16 protein-coding genes are annotated in these 15,958 nt (G+C 63.8%); 9 read left to right on the top strand and 7 right to left on the bottom strand.

All coding sequences use genetic code 11. From position 1 onward, the window contains the following. Positions 1 to 31 precede the first annotated feature (31 nt). The 3 genes from BRC58_02540 to BRC58_02550 all read right to left on the bottom strand — a co-directional run bounded on the left by BRC58_02540 (position 32) and on the right by BRC58_02550 (position 2,491). Positions 32 to 1,492 carry a glutamate--tRNA ligase gene (locus BRC58_02540; GenBank protein ID PSP18866.1) on the bottom strand — a complete coding sequence of 487 codons (1,461 nt, stop codon included), beginning with the start codon at positions 1,490 to 1,492 and terminating at the stop codon, positions 32 to 34. A 77-nt stretch (positions 1,493 to 1,569) separates the two neighbouring features. Then, on the bottom strand, positions 1,570 to 2,139 hold the full coding sequence (locus BRC58_02545) for a peptidylprolyl isomerase (protein ID PSP18867.1): 570 nt from the start codon (positions 2,137 to 2,139) through the stop codon (positions 1,570 to 1,572). 28 nt (positions 2,140 to 2,167) lie between these two features. Further along, positions 2,168 to 2,491 (bottom strand): hypothetical protein, encoded by a 324-nt coding sequence (locus BRC58_02550; GenBank protein PSP18868.1) that lies wholly within the window; start codon positions 2,489 to 2,491, stop codon positions 2,168 to 2,170. Positions 2,492 to 2,624: 133 nt separating this feature from the next. On the opposite strand from BRC58_02550, the gene BRC58_02555 reads away from it, so the two are divergent. From BRC58_02555 to BRC58_02565, 3 genes are all read left to right on the top strand, one after another. Continuing rightward, entirely contained in the window at positions 2,625 to 2,981 is a 357-nt protein-coding gene (locus tag BRC58_02555; GenBank protein ID PSP18869.1) for a hypothetical protein, read from the top strand. A gap of 43 nt (positions 2,982 to 3,024) precedes the next feature. After that, positions 3,025 to 4,533, top strand: a complete 1,509-nt coding sequence (locus BRC58_02560) for a UbiD family decarboxylase (GenBank protein ID PSP18870.1) — start codon at positions 3,025 to 3,027, stop codon at positions 4,531 to 4,533. 190 nt (positions 4,534 to 4,723) lie between these two features. Then, complete coding sequence (locus BRC58_02565; GenBank protein ID PSP18871.1) at positions 4,724 to 5,221, top strand: hypothetical protein; 498 nt, start codon at positions 4,724 to 4,726, stop codon at positions 5,219 to 5,221. Positions 5,222 to 5,258: 37 nt separating this feature from the next. Here BRC58_02565 and BRC58_02570 read toward each other — a convergent pair whose 3' ends face one another. Beyond that, positions 5,259 to 5,474: an NblA-related protein gene (locus tag BRC58_02570; protein PSP18872.1), complete on the bottom strand. Its 216-nt coding sequence runs from the start codon at positions 5,472 to 5,474 to the stop codon at positions 5,259 to 5,261. Positions 5,475 to 5,913: 439 nt separating this feature from the next. On the opposite strand from BRC58_02570, the gene BRC58_02575 reads away from it, so the two are divergent. Together BRC58_02575 and BRC58_02580 are read left to right on the top strand one after the other, a co-directional pair. Continuing rightward, positions 5,914 to 6,360 carry an RNA-binding protein gene (locus tag BRC58_02575; protein ID PSP18873.1) on the top strand — a complete coding sequence of 149 codons (447 nt, stop codon included), beginning with the start codon at positions 5,914 to 5,916 and terminating at the stop codon, positions 6,358 to 6,360. 65 nt (positions 6,361 to 6,425) lie between these two features. Then, positions 6,426 to 7,136, top strand: a complete 711-nt coding sequence (locus tag BRC58_02580; protein ID PSP18874.1) for a ribose 5-phosphate isomerase A — start codon at positions 6,426 to 6,428, stop codon at positions 7,134 to 7,136. Positions 7,137 to 7,148: 12 nt separating this feature from the next. On the opposite strand, the gene BRC58_02585 is transcribed toward BRC58_02580, so the two are convergent. The 3 genes from BRC58_02585 to BRC58_02595 form a co-directional block, all read right to left on the bottom strand. Then, positions 7,149 to 8,936 (bottom strand): ribonuclease J, encoded by a 1,788-nt coding sequence (locus tag BRC58_02585; GenBank protein ID PSP18875.1) that lies wholly within the window; start codon positions 8,934 to 8,936, stop codon positions 7,149 to 7,151. Positions 8,937 to 9,041: 105 nt separating this feature from the next. Then, positions 9,042 to 9,932 carry a 4-hydroxy-tetrahydrodipicolinate synthase gene (locus BRC58_02590; GenBank protein PSP18876.1) on the bottom strand — a complete coding sequence of 297 codons (891 nt, stop codon included), beginning with the start codon at positions 9,930 to 9,932 and terminating at the stop codon, positions 9,042 to 9,044. 22 nt (positions 9,933 to 9,954) lie between these two features. Further along, positions 9,955 to 10,998: an aspartate-semialdehyde dehydrogenase gene (locus BRC58_02595; protein ID PSP18877.1), complete on the bottom strand. Its 1,044-nt coding sequence runs from the start codon at positions 10,996 to 10,998 to the stop codon at positions 9,955 to 9,957. Between the two features lie 223 nt (positions 10,999 to 11,221). Here BRC58_02595 and BRC58_02600 point away from each other — a divergent pair, with 223 nt between their 5' ends. The 4 genes from BRC58_02600 (at position 11,222) to BRC58_02615 (ending at position 15,742) form a co-directional block, all read left to right on the top strand. Continuing rightward, the gene (locus BRC58_02600) at positions 11,222 to 12,670 is read left to right on the top strand and encodes a trigger factor (GenBank protein PSP18878.1); all 1,449 of its coding nucleotides are present in this window, start codon (positions 11,222 to 11,224) and stop codon (positions 12,668 to 12,670) included. 67 nt (positions 12,671 to 12,737) lie between these two features. Then, positions 12,738 to 13,424, top strand: a complete 687-nt coding sequence (gene clpP, locus BRC58_02605; protein ID PSP18879.1) for an ATP-dependent Clp endopeptidase, proteolytic subunit ClpP — start codon at positions 12,738 to 12,740, stop codon at positions 13,422 to 13,424. A gap of 13 nt (positions 13,425 to 13,437) precedes the next feature. Further along, positions 13,438 to 14,811 (top strand): ATP-dependent Clp protease ATP-binding subunit ClpX, encoded by a 1,374-nt coding sequence (locus BRC58_02610; protein PSP18880.1) that lies wholly within the window; start codon positions 13,438 to 13,440, stop codon positions 14,809 to 14,811. A gap of 25 nt (positions 14,812 to 14,836) precedes the next feature. Next, positions 14,837 to 15,742 carry an alpha/beta hydrolase gene (locus BRC58_02615; GenBank protein ID PSP18881.1) on the top strand — a complete coding sequence of 302 codons (906 nt, stop codon included), beginning with the start codon at positions 14,837 to 14,839 and terminating at the stop codon, positions 15,740 to 15,742. The last annotated feature ends 216 nt before the right edge of the window (positions 15,743 to 15,958 follow it).

Raw genomic sequence — 15,958 nt, forward strand, 5'->3', positions numbered from 1 at the left:
GTACTACCTTCGCCCCAGGCGGTCGCCTGGCTCATGAGGCAGGCGAGGGATGCCGCTCGAGGACTGCTTGCAAGCGCTGGCGGTCCAGCCCGCGCTGGTGGAGCAGCACCCAGGACTGGATCAGATCGTGCCCGCGAACCTCGCCGGTGAGCGCGGCTCGCAGCGATCGCATCACTGTGCCTTTTTTGAGCCCCTGCGCCTGGGTGACTTCCTGCACGATGGCCTGCGCCTCAGTTCCCGTCAGTGCCTCGCGCTGGGCCAGTACCTCGGCCACCGCCGACAGCGCCTCGCGGGCGCCCGGTTGCTGCAGCTGGGCTCGGGCGTCCTCGCTCAGCTCGATGGCATCGGCCAGAAACGAGCGCGCCTGCTCGATGGCATCGCTCAAGCGGGTGAGGCTGGAGGCAATGAGGGCGGCAATGCCCTGCAACCACTCGCGATCAGCGCTGGGATCGAAGCGGTAGCCGGCTTGCTGCCAGTACGGAATGAGCAGCTCCGTCAGCCGCTCGGGCGGCATCTGTTGCAAGTACTGGCTGTTGAGCCAATCCAGCCTGCTCCAGTCAAATTTGGCACCGGATTTGCTCACGCGCTCCAGGCTGAACTGCTCGGTAGCTTGGGCTAGGGTGAAGCGCTCTTGGGTGGCATCGGGCGGCGTCCAGCCCAGCAGCGCCATGTAGTTGGCTAGGGCCTCAGGGACAAAGCCCATCTGCCGGAACTGCGAGATGGCAGTGACGTTCTCGCGCTTGGAGAGCTTTTGCCCGCCTATGCTCAGAATGAGCGGCGTGTGGGCGAATTCGGGCGGCGCTGCCGCCAAAGCTTCGTAGAGCAAAATCTGCTTGGCGGTGTTGGCGATGTGGTCCTCGCCGCGAATGACGTGGGTGATGGCCAGTTCGATGTCATCCACCACGGCCGCCAGGTTGTAGAGCGGCTGGCCGATCTCGCTGGTATCGCCCGGGCGGGCAATGACCATGTCGCCGCCCAGGTCGCTGCCCTGCCAGCGCAGCTCGCCGCGAATGCGATCGCGCCAGCGAATTTCGCGCTCGTCCTCAATTTGGAAGCGGATGACAGGGCGGCGGCCTTCAGCTTCAAACGCGGCCCGCTGCTCGGGGGTTAGGTGGCGGTGGCGGTTGTCGTAGCGCGGGGCTTCGCCGCGCGCTTTCTGGGCGGCCCGCATCTGCTCGAGCTCGGCCTCGGTGCAGTAGCAGCGGTAGGCCCAGCCGCGATCGAGCAGGGTCTGGATGGCCTGCCGGTAGGCCCCCAGGCGCTGCGATTGAAAGATCGGGCTTTCGTCCCAATCCAGGCCCAGCCAGCGCAGCCCTTGCTGGATGTCGTCGGTGAACTCGGAGCGCGAGCGCTCCCGGTCCGTATCCTCAATGCGCAGGATAAAGCGGCCGCCATGGCGGCGGGCGAACAGCCAGTTAAAAACCGCCGTTCGGGCCGTACCGATGTGCAGCTTGCCGGTCGGGCTGGGGGCAATGCGGACTCTGACCGTCACAAAGGCTCCCTGTGCCAATACACCTTTCTATAGGCTATCACCCGGGCTCTCGGGCGCTGCCGCTGCAAGCGGGGCGGCTAGCTGCCTTGGCCGCTGGCGTCAGCCGAGCTTTGGCTGCCGTTGGGCTTGCCTTTGATCTCGAGCAGCTCGACATCAAAAATCAGGGTTGCATTGGGCGGGATGATGCTGCTGGCCCCGCTCTCGCCGTAGCCCAGCTCGGGCGGAATGATGAGCTCGCGCCGCCCGCCGACGCGCATGGTGGCAACGCCTTCTTCCCAGCCCGGAACGACCTGGTTGGCCCCGAGCTTGAACGAAAACGGATTGTTGCGCTCGCGCGAGCTATCGAACTGCGTGCCGTCCGAGAGGGTCCCGGTGTAGTGAACGACCACTGTCTGTCCTGGTTCGGGACTGGGACCATCGCCTTGGCGAATGTCGACGTACTTTAAGCCCGAGTCGGTGGTAACGACCGCATCGGGATCCAGGTTGCTGCTGTTGACGATGGTGGGCAAATCCTCGAAGCCCGGCGTATTGGTGGGAGGTGATTCGGCGGCCAGGGCGCGATCGCTGCCGCTGTTGGCGAGCTGAGCGCCCAACAATACCAACAGGCAAGCCGCCAGGGCACCCAAACTGATAAGAATCCCGCGCATACGTTGCTGTTGCTTGGCCGGCCCCAGTTTAGCGCCAGCGTTTGTTCTCCAAATCCCGAATTTGGCGTTCTAAGCGGTCGATGCGCCCGCGCAACTCGTCCAGCTCGCCCTGGCGTGCCACGCCCAGATCTTGCAGCATGCGCTCCATTTGCCGCTCGAATTCTTGTTCGTAATTGTCACTGTCAGCTTGCAAGCGCTGCATCAGGTCGTCGACTAGCGCCCGGGCTTGCTCGGGGTCGATGCGGCCTTCGCGCACCCAACGCTCGCTGACCTCTTGCATTTTTTCGGCCACCAGCGAGGTCGTGCCTACCCCGACTGTGAGCAGTTGCTTGATCCAGTTCCCGCTATCCATCCGGTCTCCCAGAGTTAAGGCACTAGCGGCAGTTCGCTGCCCGCATCCTCGTATTTCTATCATCGCACAGCTCGGCTGGAAGGCACCGCCAGCGGCCCCGCTAGCATGGCCGGCAGTCCCCACCGCGATCGCTATGCCGGCCTGCCACCGCTGCCAGTCTCCGGTCAGCGCCCAAGCCGTCACCTGCCCGCGCTGCCAAGCGCCGCTTAAAGCGCACGGGCATCCCGGCATTCCGCTGTACCGCGCCCCGGAAGGGGCGTTTTTGTGCGATCGCTGCGCCTACCATGCTGACGATACCTGCAACTTTCCGCAGCGCCCCTACGCCCGCAGCTGCCCGCTGTTTGTGGATCGCGAGCAGCCCTGGCCGCACCCGCTGCCCGACCGCCTATCGGCCTCGGCCCCTGCTGCCGGCCGCCAGGGGTGGCGCCGTTACCGCGGGCTGCTGCTGGTGCTAGCTGTCGTTGCCGCCAGCTTGCTGCTGGCCCTTTGAGCGAACCCGCCATAATTGGGGCCAGTCGAGCGGAGCCCGAGCAATGGCCAGAGATCTGCGCGCCTTTCTCCAACAGCTTGAGGCGCAGGGGCAACTGCGATGCATCCATGCCCCCGTTGATCCGGATTTGGAAATTGCCGAAATCGCCAACCGCGTGTTGCGCGCCGGGGGGCCGGCGCTGCTGTTCGAGAACGTCAAGGGCGCCTCGCATCCGGTGGCGATCAACGTGCTGGGGACGCTGGAGCGGGTGTGCTGGGCAATGCAAGTGCAGTCGCCGCAGGATCTGGAGGCCCTGGGCCAGAAACTGGGCACGCTGCAGCAACCCAAGCCCCCCAAAAAGGCCACTGACGCGCTCGAGCTGGGCAAGCTGCTGTTCGATGCCGCCAAAGCCCAACCGGGCCGTTCCTTTTTCCCGGCCTGCCAGCAGGTTGTACGGCAGGGGGAAGATCTCGATCTGCGGCAGCTGCCGCTCATCCGGCCCCATCCCGGCGACGCCGGCAAGATCGCCACCCTGGGCTTGGTCATTACCAAGGATGTCGAGACCGGCACGCCCAACGTGGGCATTTACCGCCTGCAGTTGCAGTCGCGCGATGCCATGACCGTGCACTGGCTTTCGGTGCGCGGCGGCGCGCGGCACCTGCGCAAGGCGGCCGAAGCGGGGCAAAACCTCGAGGTCGCGGTGGCATTGGGGGTGGACCCGCTGCTGGTGATGGCGGCGGCAACCCCCATCCCGCTCGATCTCTCGGAGTGGCTGTTTGCCGGGCTCTACGGCGGCTCGGGCGTGCCGCTGGCCCAGTGCAAGACTGTGGATCTGAAAGTGCCGGCGGATGCCGAGTTCGTGCTAGAGGGCACCATCGCGCCCGGCGACGAGCTGCCGGATGGGCCCTTTGGGGACCACATGGGCTACTACGGCGAGCAGGAGCAGGCCCCCGCCATCCGCTTCCACTGCCTGACCCATCGCAAGGATCCGGTTTATCTGACCACCTTTAGCGGGCGACCGCCCAAAGAAGAGGCCATCGTGGCGATCGCGCTCAACCGCATTTACACGCCCATCCTGCGGCAGCAGGTCTCGGAGTTGGTGGACTTTTTCCTGCCCATGGATGCGCTGAGCTACAAAGCTGCCATTATTTCTATTGACAAGGCTTACCCCGGGCAGGCTCGGCGGGCGGCGCTGGCGTTTTGGAGCGCGCTACCGCAGTTTACCTACACCAAATTCGTCATCGTGGTGGACAAAGCCATCAACGTGCGCGACCCGCGCCAGGTGGTCTGGGCCACTTGCTCCAAAGTGGATCCGGGGCGCGATACGTTCGTGCTGCCGCGCACGCCGTTCGACAGCTTAGACTTTGCTACTGAAAAGGACGGGCTGGGCGCTCGCATGGGTATCGATGCCACCACCAAAGCCCCACCCGAGACCGATCGCGACTGGAGCGCCCCGCTCGAGCCCGATCCCGAGGTAGCAGCCCGAGTGGACCGCCGCTGGGCCGAGTACGGCCTCGCCGATTTGGACATGCGCGCTGTGGACGACCGCGCGTTCGGCTACGAGCTCGACTAGAGCGAGGGCGTAGCCCCTAGGTGAGCCAGCAGCAAAATGCCGGCCATCAGGGCAGTCAGCGCGATCGCTGCTGCCAACAATACAAATAAGGCTGGCCAGCAGTGGCGGCGTGCCGTCTGAGCTGATAGCTAGTGCTGGCTACTGCCACCTAAAATGAGAAGAAGCGCCTGCAGGCAGACGGTCGAGCGCCATGCGCCAACGGCAACGCGTCCAACCCGGTCCCGGTCAAGAGTCAGTGTGGGACTACCCGCGTCCGCCGCGCCTGGAACCCAGCGCCCAGCGCATCCGGGTGGAATTCAATGGCGTCACCATCGCCGACAGCCAGCGCGCCCAGCGCCTGCTCGAGACCAGCCATCCCCCCGTTTATTACTTGCCGCCGGCAGACGTCCGCACCGAGTACCTAGTGCCCACCAACCACCGCTCGTTCTGCGAGTGGAAAGGGCAAGCCCGCTACTACACGGTCGCTGTAGGGGATCGGCAGGCCCTTAACGCCGCTTGGGACTATCCCCAACCGCCCCAACAGTACGCTGGCATCCGCGAGTACCTAGCGTTCTATCCGGCTCAGATGGCGGCTTGCTACGTCGGCACCGAACGCGTACAGCCGCAGACCGGCTGCTTTTACGGCGGCTGGATCACCAGCGATATTGTCGGTCCGTTTAAAGGCAGTTCCGGCACGTGGGGCTGGTAGCCTTTGGGCTTGGCTGCACGCGGCAGCCAAGCCGGTTCTAGCTAGCTTCCTGCGAGTACGGGAAGCTTGAGGTCCCATCGAGCCCCCACTCGTGCTTGAGGAACTCCTGATACAAGTTTTCGCGCATAAGCATTTGCTTGTAGAGCTTGATCAAGAACTCCTGGGCCTGTTCGCGGCTCATCTGGCGAACTTGGTATTCAAAGGAGCGGACGTTGAACTCTTGTTCTAGCGATAGCTCTGCGGGTTGAGACATAAGCGGGCTCCTACAACGCGAATGAAGATTCCGGATGCGTTGTAAACTTTCTTTAAAAAATATAACAAGGAGTTTGACACAGTGCCCACTCCCGCCTCGAGCAGCGCATGAGAGGCGCTGCTAGCATCGTACGGGTTCGGCAAGCGAGGGGCGGTCGTGCCGACTGAAGCACTATCGCGTGCAGCGGGGGTGCGTGTGGTATCCTCGGGGGCCAGTTAGGGCATTGGGCTTGATCGAGGCCCATCGCAGCGCATCGAAGCACGCTTTTGTCCGCAAGCTTTTGACGCCACACCGAACGCTCGCGTGCAGCTCGAGCGAGCGCCTTGCTGCCTGCAGGGGGTAGGCCGCCGATGGCGCCCAGCTCCGGTTGTGGCCAACGTTGCAATGACAGTGTTTTGCCCCACTTAACGATCGGGAGGTTATCTAGGAGGTAACGTTTATGTCCGTGCGTCTCTATGTCGGCAACCTACCGAAAGAGCCCATCGAGCAAGAAGCGCTCCAAGCGGTCTTTAGCGATGTTGCCGATTCTGTGTCGGTCAAGGTGATCGAAGACCGCAAAACCGGCAACTGCCGGGGGTTTGCGTTCGTAACCGTTCCCGACGACGAAACGGCCAACCAGTTCATTGAAAAGTACAACGGCCAAACTTTTAAAGAGAATCCGCTCAAAATCGAAAAGGCGCTGCCTCGCTCCAAGGAGAACGCGGAAGAAGCAGCAGCCTCAGACAGCGCCGATGGCGGGGGCGCCAACAAGCGCCGCAACAACAAAAAACGCCAGCGCAGCAGCGGCAAAGGTAGTAGTAGTGCTGAGAGCGTTGAGCCCGATCCGCGCTGGGCTGACGAGCTAGCCAAGCTCAAAGAACGGCTGGCCGCACAAAGCAAGCAGTAAGCGCGTTGCTCGGGCATCCCCGGCAACGCAGCCCGCCGTCTTAGGGCGCAAGGAGCTAAGCAAGCATGACAGCGAAAACCGATTCGGCTCAGTCTCTCAAGGAGCAAGTCGGCCGCGCGGCCGCCGATCACGTCCCCGCCAATGCGGTCGTGGGACTGGGGACAGGCTCGACGACAGCCTATGCCATCCAGGCCATCGGCGAGCGCTTGCAGGCCGGGCAGCTAGGCAACATTGCGGGCATCCCTACCTCCTTTCAAGCCGAAGTCCTGGCCAAGCAGTACGGGATCCCGCTCACTAGCCTGGATGCGGTATCGCACATTGACATTGCGGTCGATGGCGCCGACGAAGTCGATCCGGCCAAGACCCTCATCAAGGGCGGCGGTGCGGCCCACACGCGCGAGAAAGTCGTCGATACGTTTGCCCGTACCTTCGTGGTTGCTGTCGATAGCGGCAAGCTGGTCTCGACCTTAGGCGAGAAGTTCCGGTTGCCGGTCGAGGTCATTCCCATGGCGCAGGCGCCCGCACGGCGCGCGCTCGAGCAGTTGGGCGGCGAGCCCGAGCTGCGCATGGGGGTCAACAAGGCCGGCCCGGTGGTGACCGATCAGGGCAATTTGGTTTTTGACGTCCGGTTTGGCTCGATCGACAACGCAGCCGAGTTAGAGCAAACCATCAACAACATTTCCGGCGTACTGGAGAACGGCCTGTTTGTTAACGCCGCCAGTACGGTGCTGGTGGGCGAGCTCCAAGCCGACCGGGTCCGCATCCGCGAGCTCTAGCGCCGGGCGCGCTCAGGAGGGGCTCGAGGCCTTCGATTTGGAGCGCCGGCGCCGCCGCGTTCGGGGACGGTTGGCGGCCTCGCTCGGGGCCTGGCCGTTGCCGTCTTGCGCCGGCACCTGCAGCAGGACGATCGTGGCCGGGCTGCTGCGGAACTCTTGTTGCACCAGCCGCTGCAAGTTGCTCTCGAGTTCGGTTTTGAGGCGGGTCCAATCGAACTCGCCACGGCCGCCGTCCTGCAACGGGGCCTGCTGCGCCACCAGCTGCGATAGGCTCTGGCTCACCATGCGCTGCACGGCCGAGCGCTCCAGCGCATTGACGACCCCCTGCAACTGCACCTGGGGCTGGGCCGCAAGCGTACCGTCGCGAGCGAGCGTGGCGGCCACGGTGATAACCCCATCGGCGGCCAGTTGCTGCCGCTCTTTGATGGTGTCGCCGCGCACGATTCCGGCGCGATCGACTAGCTCAATGCCGGCCAGCACGGGCTCGCCGCGCTCCAGGTCGTTGGGGGTTAGCACCAGCGTGTCGCCGTTTTGAACCAGGGCGGTGCGTTCTGACGGAATGCCCATCTGCTGCGCCATTTGGGCGTGCTTGACCAGCATGCGGTACTCGCCGTGCACCGGAACGAAAAACTGCGGCCGTACCAGCGCCAGAATGAGCTTTTGGTCTTCTTGCGACCCGTGGCCGGAGACGTGGATCCCTTGCTCGCGCCCGTAGACGACGTGGGCCCCTTGGGCCATCAAGCGGTCGATGGCATCCACCACGGCAATGGTGTTGCCGGGAATGGGGTTGGCGGAAAAGGCGATGGTGTCGCCTTCGCGCGCTTGCAGTTGGGGATGCTCGCCGCGCGCGATCCGGGTCATGGCCGCCATGGGCTCCCCCTGGGAGCCGGTGGTCAGAACCAGCTGCTGCGACTCGGGCAAGCGGGCGAGGGATTTGAGCGGCTCGAACAGGCTGTCCGGACAGTGGATGTAGCCTAGGTTGCGGGCGTGGGCGATCGCGTTGAGCATCGAGCGCCCCACCACTGATACGGTCCGCCCGTGCTTTTGCGCTAGCGCCAGAATGATGCCAATGCGGTGGATGGAAGAGGCAAAGGTGGTCACCATCAACCGGCCGGTGGCTTGGGCGAAAACGTGATCGAGGTTGGGATAGACTGTCTGCTCGGAGGGGGTATGGCCCGGGGTTTCGGCGTTGGTGGAATCGCTCAGCAGGCAGAGCACCCCGCTTGCGCCGTACTCGGCGAGGCGATGCAGGTCGAAGGTTTCGCCATCGGGGGGCGTGTGGTCGACTTTGAAATCCCCGGTGTGGATGACTGTGCCGGCTGGGGTGCGAACGGCCAGGCAGAAACTATCGGCCAGCGAGTGGGTGTTGCGGATGAACTCAATGGCAAAGGCGCTCCCGAGCTGAACCACCTCGCGCGGGCCCACCGATTTGAGCTCGGTGCGATCGGCAACGTTAGCCTCCTCGAGCTTGCCTTGCAGCAACGATAGCGCCAGGCGCGGTCCGTAGATGACCGGAATGTCGAATTGCTGCAGGTAGTAGGCAATACCGCCGATGTGATCCTCGTGGCCGTGGGTCACCACCATGCCTTTGATTTTGTGGCGGTTCTGCCGCACGTAGCGCATGTCCGGCAGGACAACGTTGACGCCGTGCATCTGCTCGCTGGGAAAACCGATGCCCCCATCGAGCAGAAACATTTCCTCACCGCATTCAAAGATGCAAGTGTTTTTGCCGACTTCGTGCAGCCCGCCCAGCGGGATGATGTTGAGGGGCGAGGCTGCATCGCTTTGCTTGCTACTCATTAGCCTCCTGCGCGGATGGGATCGGGGTTAGGGGTCATAGTTGCGATCGCCCCACGAAACGGCGGCAGGGGCTTGCCGCGCTGCGGGGTAGGGGCCGCGCCGCTGCTAGGCGAGCGAGAGGTCTTGCATGACGCGCGCCAACTGCGCTTGGCTCTCAGCGTCCAGCTCGCACAGGGGGAGGCGCGGCGCGCCAACGGACCAGCCCTGTTGGGCCAGGGCTGCTTTGATGGGAATGGGGTTGGTGGAAGCAAATAAGGCGCGAAAAAGCGGATAAAGCTGCAGGTGGATCTGTCGCGCCGCCGCGACGTTACCGGCTTCGAAGTTGCGGATCAGCTGCTGCAGTTGGGATCCCACCAGGTGGCTGGCGACGCTAACCACGCCTGTGGCCCCCACCGATAGAAACGGCAGCGTGATGTAATCATCGCCGGAGTAGATGGCAAAGGAGGCATCGGTCAGCTGCCGGATCTGGCTGATGCGATCCAGGCTGCCGCTGGAGTCCTTGAGCGCGACTGCGTTGTCGAGCCGGGCCAGTTGGGCCACGGTTTCGGGGTCAAGGCTCTGGCCGGTCCGACTGGGGATGTTGTAGACCATCAGCGGCAGGTCGGGGCAGGCCCGGGCGATGGCTTCAAAGTGCCGGTACAGCCCCTGTTGGGGAGGCTTGTTGTAGTAAGGCACCACCGATAGAGCGCCATCCAGCCCCAACTGGGCCGCTTTTTGCGTGGCCGCGATCGCCTCGGATGTCGCGTTGGACCCCGTGCCAGCAATGACGTTGGCCTGGGAGCCAACGGCACTGCGAACGACTTTGAACAGCTTGTACTCCTCATCCCAGGTGAGGGTGGGCGATTCGCCAGTGGTCCCGCAAACGACAACCCCGTCGCTGCCATCGGCCACCAGCGCCGCAGCCAAGCGCTCCGCCATGGCATAGTCCACCGCACCATCGGCGGTGAAGGGGGTCACCATGGCGGTGATGACGCGTCCGAGCGAGCTGTCAGTCATTGCTTGGGAATCACCGAGGGGACTAAACCGCCATCGCTGAAGCAGCGGGGTGGATGCGGTTCTCGCGCTGCAGCAGCTCGGCAATCTGCACGGCGTTGAGGGCAGCGCCCTTGCGGATCTGATCGCCGCACAGCCACAACTCTAACGCGTTGGGGTGCGAAGCATCGCGGCGGAGGCGACCCACCAGAACCGGATCGCGCCCGGTGGCCTCGGCCGGCATGGGGAAGTGGTTGGCTTGCCAGTCCTCTACCATTTCGATGCCGGGGGCCTGGGCCAGGGCCTCGCGCGCGCGCTCGAGCGCTAGCGGCGACCCAAACTCGAGATTGAGGGCCTCGGCATGCGCCCGCAGCACCGGAACCCGGACGCAGGTGGCGCTCACCGGCAGCTCGGGCGCGTTGAAAATCTTGCGCGTCTCATCGATAAGCTTGCGCTCCTCCTGGCAGTAACCGCTGGCATCGAGCGGGGATTTGTGCGGGAAAACGTTAAACGCCAGCGGGTGCGCGAAGGCCTCAGTGGGTGGCTCCTGACCCTCGAGGATGGCGCGGGCCTGCGCTTTGAGCTCCGCCATCGCCTGAGCCCCGGCGCCGCTGGCCGATTGGTAGGTGGTTGCCAGCAAGCGCTTGAGCGGCTGCAGGCGGTGCAGCGGCCATACCGCCGTTGCCATCAAGCTAGTGGTGCAGTTGGGATTGGCGATCGCGCCGCGGTGGCCGGCGGCAGCTTCCGGATTGACCTCCGGTACCACCAACGGCACTTGCGGATCCAGGCGAAAGGCACTGGAGTTGTCGATCGCGACGGCACCGGCTGCCACGGCTTTGGGGATCCAGGTTTTGGCCGTCGCGCTACCGGCCGAAGCCAGAACCAGATCCGCATCCGCCAGCGCTGCCTCGCTGACCGGCTCCACCGGCAAGGACTCGCCCCGGAACGGCATCTGGCGGCCGGCGGAGCGCGGCGAGGCCAGCAGTTTTAGCTCGGCGACCGGGAACTGGCGCTGCTCGAGCAGCGCGATCAGCTCGGCGCCCACGGCACCGGTGGCCCCCAAAATGGCGACGCGAATGCCCTCGCTCAACGCTGTGCCTCCGCTTGTGGTTGCTCCTGAACCAGCCCGTACCTGCCCGATGCAGGGCTGTCACCTAAGGCTAGCAGATTGCCCGCCGAGCAAGGCGATCGCCGGCTGCGGCTGTGTTACGCTGCCCTGGATACAGTTGAGCCCCCGAGCAACGCCTGACCCAGATGCCTGCGGGCTAGGGGGAGGCTGCACGGTCGGCCGCCGCGTCACGAGCACTTGAGGCATGCGCGTTACCCAGGAACAGTTGCCCGGCAGTCAAATCGGTCTGGAAATCGAGATCCCCGCCGAACGCTCGCAGCAAGCCTACGACCGAGTCGTCAAAAACTTGGCCCAATCGGCCGACATTCCTGGGTTTCGCAAGGGCAAGGTGCCGCGCCAGGTGCTCATCCAACGGCTGGGCCCCGAGCGGATCAAAGCGGCCGCACTCGAGGATCTGCTCGAGCAGATTCTGGATGAGGTGATCGAGCAGGAGCAGATTGAGGCCATTAGCAAGCCGCAGCTGCGCTCGTCGTTTGAGGCGCTGACTCAAAACTACCAGCCCGGCCAGACGCTGACCGTCTCGGCGGCAGTGGACGTCTCGCCCGAGGTCAAGCTGGACGATGCGGATTACCAGCAGCTGAGCGTCCGGGCGGAGCAAACGCCGGAAGATGACGAGGCGATCGCCGAGCAAGTGGAGCAGTTTTTGCAACAGCGCCGCGCGGAGCAGGCCACGCTGGTCCCGGTCGAGGACCGACCGGCCCAGTGGGGCGATACGGTCGTCATCGACTACCAAGGGCGCCTGGCCGAGAGCGAGGACGAGGCGCCACTAGAGGGCGCCCAGGACAGCGACTTTCAGCTCGACCTCGAAGAGGGCGAGTTCATCGAGGGTATCGTCAGCGGCATAGTGGGCATGCAGCAGGGGCAGACCCAAGCCATTGAGGTCACCTTCGAAGGCGACTATCCGCAAGAGAATCTGGCCGGGCGCAACGTCACCTTTAACGTCACCCTCAACGAGATCAAAGCGCGCGAGCTACCCGAGCTCGACGACGAGTTCGCCCAGGAGGTGGGCGAGTACGAGAGCCTGTCGCAAATGCGGGAATCGCTGGCATCGCAGTTTAAGGAACAGGCCCAGCAGGAGACCCAAAACAGCATCCGGCAAGCCCTCAACGACGCCCTGCTCGAGCGCGTCGAGATCGATCTGCCCGAGTCGATGATCGACCGGGAAGTGCAGACCATGCTGACTCAAACGGCCATGGAGCTGAGTCAGTACGGTATCGACGTCCGGCAGGTCTTTACCGACGACACTATCCCGCAGATGAAAGAGCGCTCGCGCCCTGAGGCCATCCAGCGCCTCAAGCAGTCGCTAGTGCTGATTGAGGTAGCCAAGCGTCAGGGACTCGAACCCCAGCAAGACGAAATCGACAGCAAGATCGAGTCGCTCAAGCAAGAGCTCTCCGACCAAGACTACGATCCTGAGCGCATGCAGCAGATGGTTACCGATGACCTGCGCAAGGAAAAAGCGCTGGAGTGGCTGGAGCAAAACGCCGCGATCGAGCTCGTGCCCCAAGGGACGCTGCAGTCGGAGGAATCCGAGCAGGACGAGCAGGAACAGCAGCCCGAGTCAGAGGCTGGCGAGACCGAGCAGGCCTCGGAGCAAACCGTCGATGTCTCGGCGCAAGACCCGCAGGCGTGAGCCTAGTGCTGCGGCCGCTAAGGCATAATGGAGCCGTACTTACCCCGCCGCTTGCCACCCGCGCGCTATGGTTTATTCGCAGTTGCAGGGCTACCAACCCGACAGCCGCCGCTGGCACCCCATCCGCTCCGCCAGCGAGGCGGTCGTCCCCATGGTGGTGGAGCAATCCGGCATGGGCGAGCGGGCCTTCGATCTCTACTCGCGCCTGCTGCGCGAGCGCATCGTCTTTTTGGGCTCCCAGGTCGATGATTCGGTAGCCGATACGGTAGTCGCGCAGCTGCTGTATTTGGAAGCCGAGGACCCCGAGCAAGACATCCAGCTCTACATCAACTCGCCGGGCGGCGCCATTTACGCCGGCATGGCCATCTACGACACCATCCAGCAAATCCGCCCGGATGTGGCCACCATCTGCTACGGCCTGGCAGCCAGCATGGGAGCCTTTTTGCTGGGGGCTGGCAGTCCGGGCAAGCGCATGGCCCTGCCCAGCGCGCGCATCATGATCCACCAGCCGCTGGGCGGCGCGCAGGGCCATGCGGCCGATATCAACATCCAGGCCAAAGAAATCGTTTATCTCAAGCGCACCCTCAACGAGCTGTTGGCCGACCACACGGGGCAACCCTACGATCGCATCGCGCGCGATACCGATCGCGACTTTTTCATGTCCTCGCAAGAGGCCAAAGAGTACGGCCTGATCGACCGCGTCATCGCTCAACCGGCACTATCCGGTCAGGGGGCTGCTGCCGCCGCATCCTAGCTACGAGGCAGGCATGGCCAAGCAAGACACCCACCTCAAGTGCTCCTTCTGCGGCAAGTCTCAAGAGCAAGTCCGCAAGCTGATCGCGGGGCCAGGGGTCTACATTTGCGACGAGTGCGTCGAGCTCTGCAACGAGATTCTGGATGACGAGCTGGCCGACTCGCCGGGCCAGGCGCCCCAGCCCGTCCCTTCACCGGAGCAGGGCCCATCGCAATCGGGCAACAGCGCGGCGCCGCTCTCCCTTAGTGAGCTGCCCAAGCCCAAAGCCATCAAAGACTATTTGGACGAGCACGTCATCGGCCAGCAAGAGAGCAAAAAGATCCTCTCGGTTGCAGTCTACAACCACTACAAGCGCTTGGCCCAGCAGCAGCCTGCTAGCGAGGAGACCGAAGGGGCCGAAGCAACAGCCGATGGCGATGCCGAGGGCGAGGTCACGCTGCACAAATCCAACATCCTGCTAATCGGTCCTACCGGTTGCGGCAAAACCCTGCTGGCCAAGAGCCTGGCAGAGGTGCTGGATGTGCCGTTTGCGGTTGCCGACGCCACAACCCTGACCGAAGCGGGCTATGTGGGCGAGGACGTGGAAAACATCCTACTGCGGCTGCTGCAAGTTGCCGATATGGATGCCACCCAAGCCCAGCGCGGCATTATCTACATTGATGAGATCGACAAGGTCGCCCGCAAAAGCGAAAACACCTCCATCACCCGCGATGTTTCCGGGGAAGGGGTGCAGCAAGCCCTGCTCAAGATGCTGGAGGGCACGGTGGCGAACGTACCGCCGCAGGGCGGGCGCAAGCACCCCCACCAGGAGCTGATCCCCATCGATACCAGCAACATTTTGTTCGTCTGCGGTGGGGCCTTCATTGGCCTCGAGGACGTGGTTCGGCAGCGCGTGGGCAAGCGCGCCATGGGCTTCGTCCGCGACGAAGGCGAAGCTGTCGGGAGCGATCAGGCCTCGGCTAGCAGCCTGCTCCGGCAGCTAGAGCCTGACGATCTGGTCAAGTACGGCATGATCCCCGAGTTCGTCGGGCGCATTCCGGTCTCGGCCGTGCTGGAGCCGCTGAGCGAGCAAGCGCTCATGTCCATCCTGACCGAGCCGCGCAATGCCCTGGTCAAGCAGTATCAAAAGCTGCTGGCCATGGACGACATCGAACTCGAGTTCACCACTGAGGCCCTGCGCGCGATCGCCCAAGAAGCCTACCACCGCAATACCGGGGCGCGCGCCCTGCGCGGCATTATCGAGGAAGTCATGCTCGAGCTGATGTACGATCTGCCCTCGCGCTCCGACATCCAGCACTGCCAGATCACGCGCGAGATGGTGGAGCAACGCGCCTCGGCCGAGCTGCTCTGGCACCCATCGTCGGTGCCGCAGGCCGAATCCGCCTAGCGAGCGGCTCGGCGCAGGAGGGGGCATGGCAAGCGAGCGCAGCTCGGGCGCAAGGGTCACCATCCGCGGGGTGCCCCACTACTACGAGTGGGTCACCCATACCGAGGGCGAGTCCAACAAGCCCGTCCTGGTTTTTCTCCACGGCTGGGGCGGCTCCGCACGTTACTGGCGCCCAACGGCGGCAGCATTGGCGGATCGCTTCGACTGTCTGCTGTACGACCTGCGCGGCTTCGGGCGCTCGCCCCTACCAGCAGCTCCCAGCCAGGCGCTGCCTGGATACGCGCTGGAGGACTACGTCCAGGACTTAGCGGAACTGCTGGATGCGCTGGGGCTGGAGCGCGCGTTCATTAACGGCCACTCCACTGGTGCCTCGGTTGCCCTACTGTTTGCCCATCACTATCCCGAGCGCGTCGAGCGGACCATCCTGACCTGTAGCGGCATTTTTCCCTACAATCGCTGGGCGTTTTCGGCCTTCCACTGGGCGGGGCGCAACATCGTCCGGTTGCGCTTCAACTGGTTCCGGCGCGTCCCGGGCATGGACCGACTGTTCATGGCGCGCTTTCTGCAGCGCCCCATACCGGCAGCCGAGCGCCGCGCCTTTTTGGAGGACTATCTGGCTGCCAATACTGAGGCTGCCGCAGGCACCATCCGCACGGCCGTCAGCCGGCATGCCGCCCAGGTCATGCCGCAGGCTTTTGCCGGCCTGCGCGTTCCGACGCTGCTGGTCTCGGGCGAGAAAGACATCATCATCCCCAACTGGATGGGCCGGCGGGCAGCTGCCCTCAATGAGGGGGTTACGCACTGCGAGCTGCCGCAAACGGCGCATTTCCCCATGCTGGAGGATGCGCCGCGCTATCTGGAGCAGGTGCGCGTTTTTTTGGGACTGGCCCCCCCGGCAGTTACTGAGGGGGCGGCTGCTCGCCGTGAGTGAGGCGGCAGCGAGCGACTGGGCGCGCGTCCGCGCTGCCTTTCAGCGGGCACCTCTAATACCAATTTGAGCAGTGGATGCACGCTTTCCAAAGAATATGACTCCCATATTGAGTTGGTATAAAAATTAAATTCAGGCCGATTTATGGAAAAATAGAATGTAGCAACCAGGATTAAAACTGATGGGACAGCTAGGGTTCTGGGATCGAGAAAAGCGAGA

The sequence above is a fragment of the Cyanobacteria bacterium QS_8_64_29 genome (assembly GCA_003022125.1).
Lineage (GTDB): Bacteria > Cyanobacteriota > Cyanobacteriia > Cyanobacteriales > Rubidibacteraceae > QS-8-64-29.